Annotated in this window: 3 protein-coding genes and 1 pseudogene; 1 reads left to right on the forward strand and 3 read right to left on the reverse strand. The window is 38.2% G+C overall.

Annotated elements, in window-relative coordinates; all coding sequences use genetic code 11:
* Positions 1-1,734: 1,734 nt before the first annotated feature.
* Entirely contained in the window at positions 1,735-3,816 is a 2,082-nt protein-coding gene (locus tag C3B55_RS02830) for a carboxy terminal-processing peptidase (RefSeq protein ID WP_129211280.1), read from the forward strand.
* A 2,371-nt stretch (positions 3,817-6,187) separates the two neighbouring features.
* On the opposite strand, the pseudogene C3B55_RS02840 reads toward C3B55_RS02830, so the two are convergent.
* From C3B55_RS02840 to C3B55_RS02850, 3 genes and pseudogenes are all read right to left on the reverse strand, one after another.
* A pseudogene (locus C3B55_RS02840) lies at positions 6,188-6,884 on the reverse strand (FKBP-type peptidyl-prolyl cis-trans isomerase).
* Between the two features lie 6,350 nt (positions 6,885-13,234).
* Entirely contained in the window at positions 13,235-14,014 is a 780-nt protein-coding gene (locus C3B55_RS02845) for an ABC transporter permease (RefSeq protein ID WP_129211284.1), read from the reverse strand.
* Positions 14,011-14,943, reverse strand: coding sequence for an ABC transporter ATP-binding protein (locus C3B55_RS02850; protein WP_129211286.1), 933 nt, complete (start codon positions 14,941-14,943; stop codon positions 14,011-14,013). Before C3B55_RS02850 ends, C3B55_RS02845 begins: the two co-directional genes overlap by 4 nt.
* Positions 14,944-16,505: the final 1,562 nt, after the last annotated feature.

The raw sequence follows: 16,505 nt of genomic DNA on the forward strand, positions 1-16,505 counted from the left end.
CACTTGAATAGTGATATACCTGTGTTTATTATTACTGAATAAACTATTGTTTTTTGCTAAACGCAAAGATTAGTATGAAACCTGCATCCTGCATAAAATAGATCTGTCAGATCTAACGTAAACTTGAACTGACTATAACCTTTGTAAAGCACGATTAAGATAAAGCTCTGACCATATATGACATTCTTGGTTAATCAAGACAAATTGTGCAGAAGAGTAGTGCTAAGACGCTCTACACTACATTGATAGAATCTTTGTCACCTGTTTTATCAGCAACTACAATTTGTTAGCTACCTATAAAGCTGGTCAACTACCGCAATGAACTTAGCCGTGGCAGTTTGCAACCTATTCTCGAGCTATCTATCTAAGCTATAGCGGCTAACTAGACGTGGTACACCAGCCTACTAAGAAGCTACCGGATAACTTGATTTGCTACTGGTTAAAGTACGTACTGTTGAAGTTGGTTATTGACGTACTCAACTGTTTAGCAGGCGATATATACATGACTGGTTAGTGCCTGTTCTATCAACCCAGGTGCGTTTATTTGAAATAACCTGACATAAGATTTATTCAAGAGAATATTAATCAATAATATTAGTATTTTGATTTAGGAAGCGCCATCTGTGATCCACAGTTACCAAACCACACTGTAAGATAAGCAAAATAGGCCGAAATTGCTTATACGTAATAACAAAAAAATGTTAAACACATACAACTTAGGCAAACTAGTCATGGAAGTATTTATAGGCTTGCAGCCTTAAGCTGATTACAGCATATGTTAGTATTTATGATGGATTGATTTGAACGCAACCATAACATGTGCTATGCCATGCTATGGTTGCGAATATTCTTCGTTACCAAGTTATTATGCATGGTAAAGATTAAACGGTTGCTAGAATGGCTAAAACATGAATTTAAGATGTTAAGATGGACGTATTATACTAAGGATTTACATAATAATCTATATAATTACTACTGTCAGTCTGGTGACTAGCAGGCAGTAAACCATGACCTGGTATTGCGTATATATGAATAACAAGACTGGCCAGCTGATCCAGCACTGAGTCAGCTGCTAAATTTCTTTAACCTAAAATTTAATTAACCATATTAACTAGCTGGACCTTAATCTCTGAATTAGATTAGACTGCAATCAATAACAAACATCAAGTTTCCAGAAAACTAATTACTCATTAGTTAGTCAGATAAGTGCTGCGTTGGAGTCCTTAATCACAAGATTTGTAGACAGTTGCGGGCTTAAATCAATGAACAGTTCAGCTTTAAAGTAGTTGCGGTACACAGGATCAAAACCAACAATAAGAATACAGTTATCTAAACTACCTGAGATAGTTTAGATATGCGCTACGCCTGTTTATAAAATTTAATAGGCAGCCCAATGGTCTATCTATCCTGGCCAACATCATATCTCGCACCTAGAAGCAGTAAAAAGAGTTTCCTGTGCACCGCAATAAATCGGCATGATCAAGTCTTACAGACGTCAAACAAGTACTAATGTGACTTACGCTAAATATATAGAGCCGCATTCTATCAATCACGCTATATGACCTTCAGTACCTTGTAATGTTTTTACAATGCCTCCATATTGAGGTTTGACTTAACTAGTCATTATTGTTGTAGCGCTGGGTCTTTTGCATTATGCGGCAGATTTGCATAAAACCAGCTCTATTTAGAGACTGCGTAATATGCAGTACTAATTGCCCTTCGCGTCGAATAAGCATGAAACATTTATTCTACCGTATCGCCCTTGCTTTTTTTATCTATACTAACTTCGCGCTGAAGCTGACAAATACATGCATCGCTAATAGCTGGAATAATCTTCAGCCTGATCGTGATGAGGTGATTGCCAGCCTTAATGCTGTCGAGTTGCTTAAACGCTATCACTATAACAAGACACCGCTAGACGATACTCGCTCTGTGATCATCTATGACAGCTACCTCAAACTATTGGATCCATCGCACAGCTATTTCCTGGCTAGCGATATCGCTGAGTTCGACAAGTGGAAAACCAAGTTTGATGATTTTCTCAAAAACGGCAACTTGCAGCCTGTATTTATTATCTACAAACATTATCTAGACTGCGTTAAAGCACGTTTAGATTTTGTGTTGGATCAGTTAAACGAAGGCGTTGACAAGTTTGACTTCACACAGAAAGAAACCATTCTGATAGATCGTAAAAACGCCCCCTGGCTGACTAGCAATGCTGCGCTTGACGACCTGTGGCACAAACGTATCCAGGATGAAGTATTGCGCTTGAAGATCGCCGGCAAAGAACCAAAGGCTATTCAAGAACTGCTAACCAAGCGCTATAAGAATCAGCAGGCGCGTTTAGATCAAACTCGTACCGAAGATATTTTCCAGGCTTACATCAATACATTCGCGATGTCCTACGACCCACACACTAATTATTTATCACCAGATAACGTGGAAAATTTCGATATCAATATGAGTCTATCTCTGGAAGGCATTGGTGCCGTCTTGCAAAGCGATAATGACCAGATCAGGATTATACGTCTGGTACCAGCAGGTCCGGCAGATAAGACTAAGCAGGTTATGCCAGCAGACAAGATAATCGGCGTAGCTCAGGGAGATCAAGAGATAGTCGACGTAGTCGGCTGGCGCCTGGACGAAGTGGTCAAGCTGATCCGTGGGCCGAAAGGCAGTATAGTGCGTTTAGAAGTGATTCCGCACACTAACGGGCCAAACGACCAGACGAGCAAGATCGTATCATTGACTCGTGAAGCGGTAAAGCTTGAAGATCAAGCCGTACAAAAACGTGTCTTAAACCTTACACAAAATGGCAAGAACTACAAATTAGGCGTAGTGATCATTCCAGCGTTTTATCTAGACTTCAAAGCGCTTCGTGCTGGTGACCAGGACTATAAGAGCACCACCCGTGACGTTAAGAAAATCCTAACAGAGCTAGAAAAAGAAAAAGTCTACGGTATGATTATCGACCTGCGCAACAATGGCGGCGGTTCTCTACAGGAAGCTACTGAGCTAACTAGCCTGTTTATCGATAAAGGTCCGACCGTATCTGTACGCAATGCTGACGGTCATGTCGACGTACTGGAAGATGAGAACGCAGGCACGTTCTACAAAGGACCCATGGCATTATTAGTCAACCGCCTCTCAGCGTCTGCTTCAGAGATTTTTGCCGGTGCCATGCAAGACTACCACCGTGCATTAATCATTGGTAGCCAGACTTTTGGTAAAGGCACCGTGCAGACCATTCAGCCGCTAAACCATGGCGAACTAAAGCTAACTATTGCGAAATTCTATCGAATATCCGGGCAAAGCACTCAGCAGCATGGCATACTTCCTGATATTGATTTCCCGTCAATCATTGACACCAAGGCAATTGGCGAAAGCGCTCTACCTGAAGCAATGCCGTGGGATACTATTAACCCCACAATCAAGCCTATATTGAACCCATTTAAGCCATACTTAACACAGTTGAAGGATAACCACTACATACGCTCCACTCAGGATGCTGAGTTCGTATTTCTCTGTGCCAAGCTAGCCCTAACCAAAAAACTAATGGAAGAAAAGACTATCAGTCTTAATGAAGCTGATCGCCGTGCACAACACGCTAAAATCGAGCATCAGCAACTTATGCTAGAAAACGCTCGGCGTAAGGCTAAAGGCGAAGACAAGCTCCAAGAGCTAAAAAAAGACGATGAAGATGGGCTCTCAGTTGAGCCTAAAAAAACTAAGCTAGAAGATGATATTTACCTATCTGAGACAGGTCGTGTCTTGCTTGACTACCTCACAATCAGTAATCAGATAGCTAAGCAGTAAGTGCCAGCCTATTAATATAATTAGACCACAAAAAGTTTTTTATATAGATGTTATTTTGTTTTGAAATCAAAGATTTCAGGTTTAGAATACGCAACTTTTTAATTGAAAATACTGTATATCATGGATAAATAACTCAATGCATTAAGCATTACCATAACTTATGGTAGTATGCATGGCATAACCATTAATGAATAATTTGCTTATCCTAACGACACATCTTTTACTATAAAAGTACTCAATTGTGATTTAAACAACTCACCCACACTCTTATGTTACTTTGTTTTTTATAACCAGTTCTGCTTCACTTTAGCAAACTCAAAGTAGCCTGTCGCGCAAGTGACTGCTAATTATATCTTGTAAATGCTGCGTAATTCAGCATCCATGTTTAGCCAGGTAAAGATTGAACCCACTAAGCAATCGCCCACCGACGCCTGCAAACTAATTGTGAACTGCGCTATGTTATTAGCGTGATATAAATTCTATTATCTTAATAGATGATAATTTAAGTTTTAGCTATTATAGCCTTCACTCATAAGTAAAATTAAGACTGAACTACATAAAATTGATAAACACTTTATTGACAATATTTATTGTAACCCCACCTAGTGCGAGTGCGCTCGTTGAAGCTAGCACATCAACTAAGGCGTCATATGTTTAAGTGATCACTTAAGGCACAATGGCTACCTAAAAGATCAAAGTTGAGACCGCAATGAGTATTAATTTAATTTTTCCTAGATACATACTTTGTTACCAACATGAACGGCTAATCAATAAAACGCACCTGATAAACGCCAAAACCAAATAACGTTAATACTGCTCACAGCAAAATACATCGCTATCAAAAAATGCTTAATGGGCAGCTGATAGTTGATCATACCTTCACTACCAAGGCGCTCGAATTTTCTGCAGCTAAGCTAACATTAAACGCAAGAGCTAGCACAGGACTAACGTAGATACTGTGGTCAGTTATAGTGCACTAGCATTAACTATCGCATGCGACGCTAAAAGTATGCTATCGACTTGTTTCAGCGTAAGCCAGTCTGCTATGTATAAGCGATGATTTGATATCAGAAAAGTTGAGTCAATAAATGTCACAGGTCATCTGCTTGTCCATTAGCCATGTACGGTAGCTAATTAAGAAAAATTCTTCTACTTTGTTCACAACAACTACCTTAACTGAAGCAATTAATTCACTAAAGTTAATTACCGAGCTAAAACCCAGCAGGTACGTTACCATTACCTAGTAAAACTAGTACCATACAATCTGCTAAACCAAGCAAATACTTTACATCATTGCTTAAACAACAACGTAAGCAGCTGATCCAGCTATGTTGATATCAATAGCTTCAAGCCATTGATAATATCTTCAGCCATGACATACTGCAATACCTAAAGTACAATATCTAAACGACAAAATTGGGCCTAGTAATAATCTTATTGGGCATATTAGCGGTAATAATTTTCTGCTAAAGCTGTGGTACCGCAAGATTTGTGCAAGCAAACTTAATTAGTTACCAAACCAGTTTTCATGCATAAGATCACAATTTTAACGCGCTGAATATCTCAATATTTGCTAATGCGTAACGTTTAGACCGCACTAGTATATATTAAAAATTCGTTTTGCTTTGCTATTCATGAGCGTGATATATTTTTATCTACAGACCTGCTCACAACTTAAGTACCAGCCAACCACCTCGTTTTTACGTAAGCCATGCAGGTCTGCAAGAGCTAGCATAAAAAATTGATTCACGCCAACCTTAGCAATAAAAGTGAGTATAGTTAGCCGCTCAATAGAGCTAACTGTGTCTGTTATTTTTTGAATCGTAGTGCAGACGAACGAGGCCATGAGTTCATAGTTACTGGATATTATAACCGATCTCAACACAACAATATTATCGGACATGCTAACAAAATCATTGAAATCTTGATTAGCAATAATAGCGAACAGCGGAACTAATAAAAGCTCACAACCGAGCAATCAAGATAAACATAGACAGGAGATACAAATAAAAATAAAAGGTAGCGCCGTACATTACTTCAGTGCTAGATAACTCAAAGGTTATCCACAAAAATTGTTGATAACCTTGTGAACAGAGCCTGTTTTATCGAGTACAAGTCACGCAATATAAGGCTTACAGTTAAATCGGGCGTTTTTTGCGCACATAAAAACTAAGACTTCATTAACTTGGCACTAATGTGTGATTAACTGCGTTGCAGTCTTAAGCTAGACTATTTCTGATTCAAGTGATTCGTTTATATTTATACGTGTTTTGATCAGATGAGTTCTGCTGTAGCAAACATACAAAAAAACACGAGCATCGAAAAAATAGTGCTATGTTATTCATATGCCAATTACTTCTCTGCAGGCAGATTAGAAGCTTATATCCTTAATAGCTAGCAGCTCTAAATCAAATATCAGCACAGAGTTTGCTGGAATCGCAGGGCTTGGACTATATACGCCATAGGCTAGGTCTTATGGGATGTACAACTCAACTTTCTCACCAACATGCATCAGCTGTAGACCTTCAACCCAACCCTGAATCACGCCACTGACTAACAGGTCAATTGGACTACTGCGATCTATAGAGCTGTCAAAGGTAGTGCCGTTAGTGAGCTTGCCAGTATAGTGAACCGTTACTATGTCGGTAGGCTTAGGCTGAGCGCCATAGGTTTTTTCACGATTTTGTACTGCAGGCCTGAAGCGGTAGTTATTACGTCATCTTTATTAGAATTTTCCTTAAGAAATTTTTTGCCGACGGCTATTGCCTCTTTGTTGATATCAGTTATACGTTCTTCGGCGTTCTTTTGCAGTAAGACAAACGCTGCAGCCAATTCGTCGTCTTTTAGCTTCTGTTTTTTCTTACCTATAGAATCTTCTATATTTTTAGCTACCGCTTTAGAATCCAGGTCATCCATACCTTGTTGAGCAAGGTTTTGCCTATATTCAAGCCTATACCGTAGGCAGCTTTCTGCGCTGTGGTTTTTAGCTCTTCGCTAGTCTGCGAATCACAACTAGCAAGCACAAAAATTACTATAGCCGATACCGTCGCTAACCAATACCGTTTCATGTTATTTCCTTGTTTCGTGTGCTAAAATGGTATTCAAGTGAAGGCACGAACCTGTCAGACATCTACAACTAATGGCTACAGACATCTCTAAACAGGAAACTTCTGATAAGTTCATTTGCTTAAAAGCATTGAAAATTTATAGATAAAGGCCCGTGAATACTCACAAAACTATCCTCAACAAGACTGACAACTAATTACCACACCTATAACGCCGGTATAAGTGTGCTAGCACTCAACAAAGATAGCTATCGTGCACATTTTCTATATATTTGATTATGTTTACAGTACTCTGCATAACCATCACTAAGCGTATATATTTACACCTTAAACTACAAACTTTACTGACTCTACGTCAGTAGAACTGTGTCACTAAAACCAATAAAACGAGGTTAATAGCCAAACCTACTACTTTTTTACGCACCATCATATACTCGAGTAAAAAACCTGCATTACGCATAACTTAATGCTCTAGAAACTGCTATTTTCTGAGCGGCGCCTTGCTAAATCTGAATACATGATACGCTTCGGCATATGTTTACCCACCAATGCAAGTGTTTATTACACAAAACCTGGTAACTCACCAGTGGTATATCTTGGTAATAGACTGTTAGTAGCTAGATCGAATACTTTGATATCACCTGCAACCACCTACTATACCAGTAGGTGTACTTTAAAAAATCAAACCTCATAAACATCGACGGTAGCTTTAAAGTAATATATGCTGCCATCCAGCATACTCAACTTTATATAATTGCAGATTTAGTCAGGCTCTAAAAACGCTAAAATTGCCATAGCATATATATAATGCCTGCTATAAAACATAATATTTACCGTTAAAGTTAAATTGCTTCATCTATAATTAGACTGGGTACGAATATGACAACTACAGTAAACAGCAGCTGCCTTAAGACTTTAAGTAATCGCTAAACCAATTTCTCAAAATGGCATAAAAGTAGTACATGCTACGAAGTCTGCACTCTGAAGAATATAGCAATCGCGCAATAACGAACTTAAGCATAGCGCCAATATTAACTTTTACAAAAAGCTTACTAACTATCACATTATTATATTATTAATACTCCGTAAAATACCACCAGCACCTTTGCCATACTTGAAAATATTATCTGGTGTATATATAGCGGCACGGCCTAGCAGTCTATAAAGCACAATATCGATAAGGTATTGAAATAAGCGCTATACTGGAATTTTTTTGCGACGCTATCAACAATATCGCTAACCAACGCTATGATCTTAAAATTTTACAACATTACTTGACGAGATCAGCCAAGTTCAACGTCATACTAGCACTCAATACAGCCAGTACCTTTAGACCTTGATCTCTTTCTGCAACCCAAGGTTTGACATACAATTACCGTGCTCATAAAAAACACGATTACCACGCCGACATTACTGCATCACAGATATCATGCCAGATATTTAACAAATATTTATTACTCCAAAATTAACAATGGTACTTGCCATGCTTTGCTAGCTGACTTATTGGGGCATCAACTAATTAAAATATAAGTTTAGCCTACTATGGTTAGGTGCGAGAACTAACTACATAACTCTGAACTGCGTACTCCAATACTTATACTTTAGGCATGATTGTGGCTGTATATTTTATTCGCAGACCTAGCTGTTTTATGCTTAATCTGCAATTTTGGAAGGTGCGCAAAAAAACAGTTGATCATCAACTCGGTCATCAGCTTTAAATCACTCAAGTATATTAATACCAGTATAGTACCCAGTTTTTGCAGCATACATGCTGTATACTTGTTTAAAAAAATAAAACACCACTAACAAAACCATGCATATCCTCATGCATGTTACTATTCTAAGTTAGAATTAGGTATTTTCAGTATCTTGCTAGTAATTTTATCGACTTTCTTACGCTAATGCTGTATTACTCTGAATAAACCAGCACAAACTAATAGAAAATAAAGAACCGTATTTTGGTATTGCCCATAAAAACCTATCATCACTGCAGTAACTAACTGCTTTGGTGAATGCTATACATAACTAGCTGACAACCATTAGCGGCTTCGTTTCACTGATGTACATGATGTTTAATTGTATGCTCAGCTATAACGGACTTGAATTTATCAACCTTGATCCAACACTAACCACTCATCGTATTACTGGTAAGCGAGGTAGTCAGCCTACGGCCAAAGGCCATCAGCAAAAAATCTAGGCTTAAAAACAAAACTAATAATCATCTCAGTGCCACATACCACGTAAGCATTCTCGATATTGCCACCCTCATAGAATAATGACAAAACATACTGACCGGCTTCAATAACTGTGGTATTCTTAGTTTGGGCGAAGTGCTTGATACATCTACATCTATATATGTCCGATATTCCTAACAACAGTTAGTGCGTACTGGGATTTAATATTAAAATACTATTTTAGTATTATTATTGGTTTTATAAAAATAATGAAAACCGTGCCAGCTAGTATTAAAACCATATCAGTCACTGCTACTAGCTAATCATATCTCTAGTAGTATTCATGGTACGATAACCAATGGCCAGGCACCCATGCAAGCAACTATGCTTGAATTGCTAGTGGAGCGCTGTCATTACAGTATAGACAGATTTACAAAAAAATAAGTTAATGACAATTCAATTAATATTTACATGGGCTGCTACAGCCAAGTCTTAGTTTAGCAGTGTTTTTTTATGCCTGCTTATACTAAGTCAGTCATATTTAGTGTGCCATACTATAGTGACGTAAATATTATTGCTGCTCTAGACTCATGGATCGCTAATTAAGCGTGACAGATAGACTGATCTGCTATGTACTTACTAATCAAAGCTTCACCTAGTTTGCATACTTCTATAGCAGCTTAATCAGAACCTTAGCGCTGATCCACAAGATCTCAACCAAGATATGTGACAGCCCTAACATACAAATATCAACTACGCCAGCAACCTTAGCTAGACCAGATAAAAAAGCTAGTGGATCGTGTAGCGATATAAGCGTAAATATATTACGAACACAACAGTGTAGCTGCCAACACCAAAGTGCTGGTAACTGTAGCAATAGCCTCCATCTTTTATGCTTGACCAATATCTCTCGGTAACTAATGACAACTTATACATTAAGATGAATGCGCACTAGTTTTCTATTGTGATAAGTGAGTCAAATATCACTAATGAAAATACTCGCTTACCTCTGTTTGCTTGACGTACTAATATTTACAATTGGCATATAAGCGTTGCATAAATTACTTTACTAGATCTAGTAAAAAACCCTGTGTTGCTTATATTATACTTAAGCAACATCCTAACCGCTATACCATAATTATAGTCCGTATTAGGGTGGCAAGAATAAAACTTGCAGTAGTTTTATTCGTAACATCACTCATATGCTCTAGATCATCAGAATGGCAGATATTAGTCGGATAATGCAGGCAAATGCGATCGCTGCTTTAACCATCATAATCACTAGCTATAACCAGCTAACTACTGCAGAGATTACGGTATAAACAGGGGGGAAGGCTTTATCGTCACTGCCAGAAAGATACACTGTAACTAATCTGTGACTAATTAGGTTGAATAGTTAACGTAAGCTAATAGCTAGAAACTGCGAAGACAATAACTGACTAACTGGCCAGCCCAAATAAACATGGCTGCGATACTAAACAGCAACACCCAGAACGATAAAAGGTTAGCAACCTAGTTGACATCAAAAAAACAACGTATCACGATAGTTAAATTAATTATTATTAATAAATAGACGTTGTTCATATATAACGCTTCGTATTGTTATTAACATAATAAAATTATGTAGTGAAGTATTTGCCAATTACCATGGCTGCTTCTGTTGTGATCTATGTATAGTTTAGAGCATTGAGCATCATTCATTTGAGTAGTTATAACTTGCTTAATTCTTAAAGTGTTGCTCGTTGTCGTATTCATTCCTACAGCTTTTTCCACTTAGCTTATAAAGCTATCGGCGTCATTGGGGTGTTGCTTAATCACAAATTGTTCATCTACATCCTATGCGGAACTCTGATAGCTATTTACCACAAACAACGTGATGGACATTCTCCTTAGCAGGCTATAAGCAATCACAATAATACCGATGATTAAATGCAAAATTGTTTTGCTTGCGGTAATGGTTGGTCGACTAAAAATTTAGCTCATGGTCAGCTATTGTAGTCAAGCCAACTCTCATAACTAAATCCATTATAGTAACCAGGAATAGCATGTCCGTATTAAATTAAGAACCTCTCAGCCACAGCACTCTGTTAACTCTAGTGTAGCCAGAAGCACTAAGTAGACTTACGCGTAAATTGCCTAGCTTTGATTTATAAACAAAATCTACGCTACACTTACAACGATAAAACGCAACGTCTTTGTAGATTGGCTATGATTATTTCTACAACGTAGTGGAAATCCATGATTAAGCTGCTACCGCCGAAATCTACCGTATGGCTTATAACAACTGATTAAATTTACTGCCACTAATACACCGCAAGTTTACACTCCGCTAATTTCAATTAGACAATACACTGCATAAATACCTAGTAGTGAGTACTGATGTATGAATTGGCTCACAGGAACGCACTAAACTCACATCACCACAAACTCTGACAAAACGTAAGAAATTACCCAACGTAAGTATGAACGTATGAACTGCGCTTGACGCGCAACACCTAGAAAACCAAATAACATTTAGTCAGTAAAGTTATCGATATTAGCTCATACAATACCGTACTTTATTGCATCATATGATACTTGATAATGCCAATTTAGTAGTATCAATCAACCTGCTGCTAGATGACCCACTGCAATGCTTCAAAGAAATCATAATCTACCTTGACCACTGATAAGGCTGAACGTATCTTCAGGCATTGTTTCTACAATTGCACTTTGCTAGCCGATACGCAAATTAGCGCTGCGCTATACAGCTGGTCAAGTCAATACTAAGATGCACTTACGCCGATTACAAACAATTAATAAAATGTTGTAGTCGGTATAGACATGGCTATTTGTGTAAGCCACTATCAAGGAGTATGATACTATAGTGTTATATGACAGCCATTAAATTATAGCCTTAAAAGCTAAATTTAGTACAAACAACCGTAACTATGACAGGCCTGAACTTCGCTAAAGCACTAAAGCTGCTGATATGTTCGTGTCAACGAACAGCATGATTTTAGAGTTTATCAAAAAAATTAAACAGGTTAAAACCAAGATAAATCTGCTGAAACTATTCACAGATAACTGATAATTGACAGCGATGACCTGACCATAATATCTATTTGAGTTTAACACAGGCTGTACGCATCATTGATGAGCATAGTTAGCGCGTCACAATTAATCTTGGTCCACCGTGTATGGTGTGTCTTTTATAATCACTTTACCGACTAGTAATCCGCTGTCCATAGACGCTTTATAGGGATGCATAAATTATGATTGCTGAAGATAATACCAGTGTTAGCTACTTAGTCTGCATCACTATGCAAAAAATTTTGATATTTCAAGCCTACAGAGTAGTATACATCGCTAGATCTAGCAAGCAAAATCAACACCTTGCTAACTAAAAATGTCAAACTAAACAGTTAAGAAATAATGCTATATACTTCTGAAATTCAGCTCAAGCTGATATTTTGCTTTTTGAAAAGCGTGATTAACTGAAGCTTCAAGTACGTTCTTTGTATTAAAGTTTTATTTATGAAGCAGACCTCTACCACCTACTGTTCGTATTGCCAAATTACAAGAATTCGTCTATTCGACGGCACGCTATATTGATGAAAGCTTATGAGCTCTACAGCGTTACCATGCTAATTATTGCTACACTGACTAATATCAAGTAACTATCCAACGTTAAGGCAACTTAGTCAGTATTATGTGAGCTAATACAATTCTAGACAACATGCTATAGACAGAATACGGTATGCTGCCGTGGCAGACTTTAGGTTTAGGTTGGCTCAATACATAAATAAATGAGTCCTGATCCTAGGCTCAAATATGATGCGCGAATATACAATGCACGATCACTCTGAGGCACTACGTAAATACTTTCAGTGAAATAGTTAGAGGCAATTATCTAAGCTACCTTGCAAGGCAAATTTATGAACGTAGATTATCTGATCGACCAACTAGCGACGCCAGGTCGTTTAGTATTTTGCTCTATATTTACGCCGCTGTAATATAGAAGAGCTGTATGAACTAATCGAGCTAGGCATAAAAGTCGGTATCTCTAACTATAAGTGCTGGTAGCAGTTTACCATGCCGTAAGAAAGTACAGCAGGGCATAAGTCAACGCATCCAGTTATCCAGACTATCTAGTCTGGCAAGCTTGCTCTTATATTTTTTAATTGCTTTTCATGCGTACTACGTACGGAGTCCGCGCCCGCTTACAAGCAACCGCGCACAACTGATATATAACACTAAAATGGCTACTAACATGAAGGTTATCGCAACGTTTATCTTGATATCCGAGACTCCTAAAATGCCATAGCGAAAGGCATTAACCATGTGTAACACTGGGTTGGCCAGCGACACTGTCTGCCAGAACGGAGGCAACAAAGTAATAGAGTAGAATACTCCCCCAAGATAGGTCAGCGGCGTCAACACAAAAGTTGGAATGATAGAGATATCATCGAAGTTGCGCGCAAATACTGCGTTAAGTAAACCTAACAGCGAGAAAATTGTTACGGTTAAAACTATTACAACAAGTATAATACCAAGATGATGCACTTGCAAGTGGGTAAAGAACAATGATAGCAAGGTCACGATTATCCCGACCATTAAGCCGCGCAACATACCGCCTAAAGCATAACCGATCAAAATTATATGCGGTGACACTGGCGATACCATCAACTCTTCAATAGAACGCTGGAACTTGCTGCCGAAAAAACTAGATACTACATTACTATAAGAGTTAGTAATCACTGACATCATAATCAGGCCAGGCACAATATATTCCATGTAGGTAAAACCGCCAATATTTCCAATCTGACGGCCGATCAGGTTACCAAATATCACGAAGTATAAGACCATCGTTATTGCTGGCGGCAACAGTGTCTGCGGCCAAATCCTAGTAAAGCGTTTTACTTCACGGTAAACAATAGTCTGTAGTGCGACCATATTAAATTGCAGCTCAGCCATCATACCGCCACCTTTACAAGATTTTTTTCCACTAAGGACACAAATAACTCCTCAAGACGATTTGTTTTGTTGCGCAGGCTTAGTACTTCGATGTGCTGAACCGTCAACTGAGCAAATAACGCAGTAATACCCATAGCGTTGTCTACCTGGACCTCCAGGGTATGGCTATCGACTAGTCTGCTTGGATAGCCAAGCAGTTGTGGCGTTACCAATAGTTTGTTTTTTAAATTAAGCAAGAAGGTTTCCACGTGTAACTGGCTGAATAGATTACGCATACTAGTGTTCTCAACGATAACGCCATGATCAATGATGCCGATATTGCGGCACAAATGCTCAGCCTCTTCCAAATAATGGGTAGTAAGAATGATAGTGATACCCTTCTCGTTCAACTCGGTAAGAAAAGTCCACATAGAGCGACGCAATTCGATATCAACGCCAGCAGTCGGCTCATCGAGAATTAGCAAACGTGGCTCATGCACCAACGCGCGGGCAATCATAAGACGGCGCTTCATACCACCGGATAATGAGCGCGATAGCACATCACGCTTATTCCATAAGCCTAGCCTGGTGAGGTACTGCTCAGCACGCTCCTTTGCAACTTTCGCTGGTATGCCGTAATAGCCAGCCTGAGTCACCACGATATCCAAGGTTTTTTCAAACTGATTGAAGTTAAATTCTTGGGGCACTACGCCGATGGAGCGCTTGAGCGCAGCCGGAGATCTATCTAGATTATAACTAAAAATTTTAACGGTACCGCTGGTCTTTTTGACCATGGTTGAGAGAACACCGATAGTAGTAGATTTACCGGCCCCGTTAGGTCCTAGCAGAGCAAAGAAATCGCCTTCGGCAACGTTTAGATCAATACCTCTCAGGGCCTTGAAGCCGTTGCTGTAAGTTTTAGTTAGATGTTGGATGAATAGAGCGGAACTCATATCAGATTACACACCAAAGAAAAGAATAGAAAGAGTAGATTAGGGCATAGTGAACATAGTTCAACGATAGCGTACTACAAGCATAACGCGTGATTGCGCCACATAAGTACAGTCACTTGTACTAAGTAGTCAGCATTAAGTTGACACAATAATTACTAGCTTAGGTGGGACCACTGTTGTTGCAAACGTTAGCACTAGACCTCAAGATTAAGTATCAACAGATTTTCGGTAAGCATTTCAAGTCAGGCATATGTAAAGTTGCCAATTTTAATGCTACATGCTAACCTGATAGATAAAATAGATACGACTGTGTGACGAGTACATTTGTAACTATTTTCTATATATTGAAACAAAGTTAAGCGAAACATGGATGTTATTTAGCTGAACTTTTCTGTCTGTGTACGCAATCCTCTACAGGATAAAGTCTGGAGTTAATTAACTCATAGCGATATTTTATAGTCAGGTTGTCTTTAACCTTTCCGTACCGACCAGCGTCTCATACCGCTCTGGTATCAGTTAAACGCATTCTTAGTGTACATGTCACGCAAGATAATATTAAATTCCCATAATAAAAATCGCTATTTTAAATTATCGATACAAGGTTCTTGAAATTTAATATCCAGCATAGCGGCTTGTCGACTACACTTAAGCTACATCATGTTTATACTAGTTAAACTAGCAATCTATGCTAAACTCCTCAGTACACCTTATCTACTTTCATAACATTTTATAAATTTTTACTACAGGTTTTCCATATAATCGCGTCTTCTCGTTAATAAATATTGCCTATTGCAGGCAACAGTATACCCATTGTTAATGCACGGCTTATTTTTACTGAGCAAGTACAGTAAAATGTTTAATATGCGTGTAAAAAATACGTTTAGAAAATGCCTATGGCATGTCTAAAAATAATCCATAGTCCAACACATACTCAGTCAAGCGCTGAACCTGATAATTGGGCACATGAAAACGCTATAATTGCTACCATACGTGTATTCCAATGGTAATAAATAAATAGCTTGAGCAGTCACTATTTGAACACTGACATAGCCTTTAACTAAAAAGTTAAACAGGTATAACTAATACACTAATGCATTGTCAGCATATAACTTTTGAGTAAAACTATAAGGCATTTATAAACATTGTATCAACAAGTAATTGTTGTATGGCCGACAGGCTAATTTACATAGAGATATACCGTAATTGCAGGCATAGATAACAATTGACATTGTTATAGTTATAATGAATTGCCTTATGTGCGGCATAATAAAGACTGGTCGCTTAGTCAATAAGCTATGCGCCTAAGCTATGATATTTTTTTCGAGCAACCAATTAATGCAGAGTTGTCTGCTTTCGATAAAAATAACTAGAACCCAGACACATACTGCTGAGCTTACTCTCTAAAAGAAGAACTAAGCTTAATAAAAGGTTGAACATAAATATAAAGCAATTAGATTAAATAACAACGTTAGTTAGCACAATTCGTTACGCCATGGTTAACGTGCTTTTTCAGATGCCAACTAATTATTTATGGTAATTTTACTCTTTGTTCTACAGAGGAA

The organism is Candidatus Pseudomonas adelgestsugas (assembly GCF_004124255.1).
Classification (GTDB): Bacteria; Pseudomonadota; Gammaproteobacteria; order Pseudomonadales; family Pseudomonadaceae; genus Aquipseudomonas; species Aquipseudomonas adelgestsugas.

Coding starts and splice junctions, on each gene's coding strand:
- C3B55_RS02830 (WP_129211280.1), top strand. CDS start 1,735: ATGAAACATTTATTCTACCGTATCGCCCTTGCTTTTTTTATCTATACT.
- C3B55_RS02845 (WP_129211284.1), bottom strand. CDS start 14,014: ATGATGGCTGAGCTGCAATTTAATATGGTCGCACTACAGACTATTGTT.
- C3B55_RS02850 (WP_129211286.1), bottom strand. CDS start 14,943: ATGAGTTCCGCTCTATTCATCCAACATCTAACTAAAACTTACAGCAAC.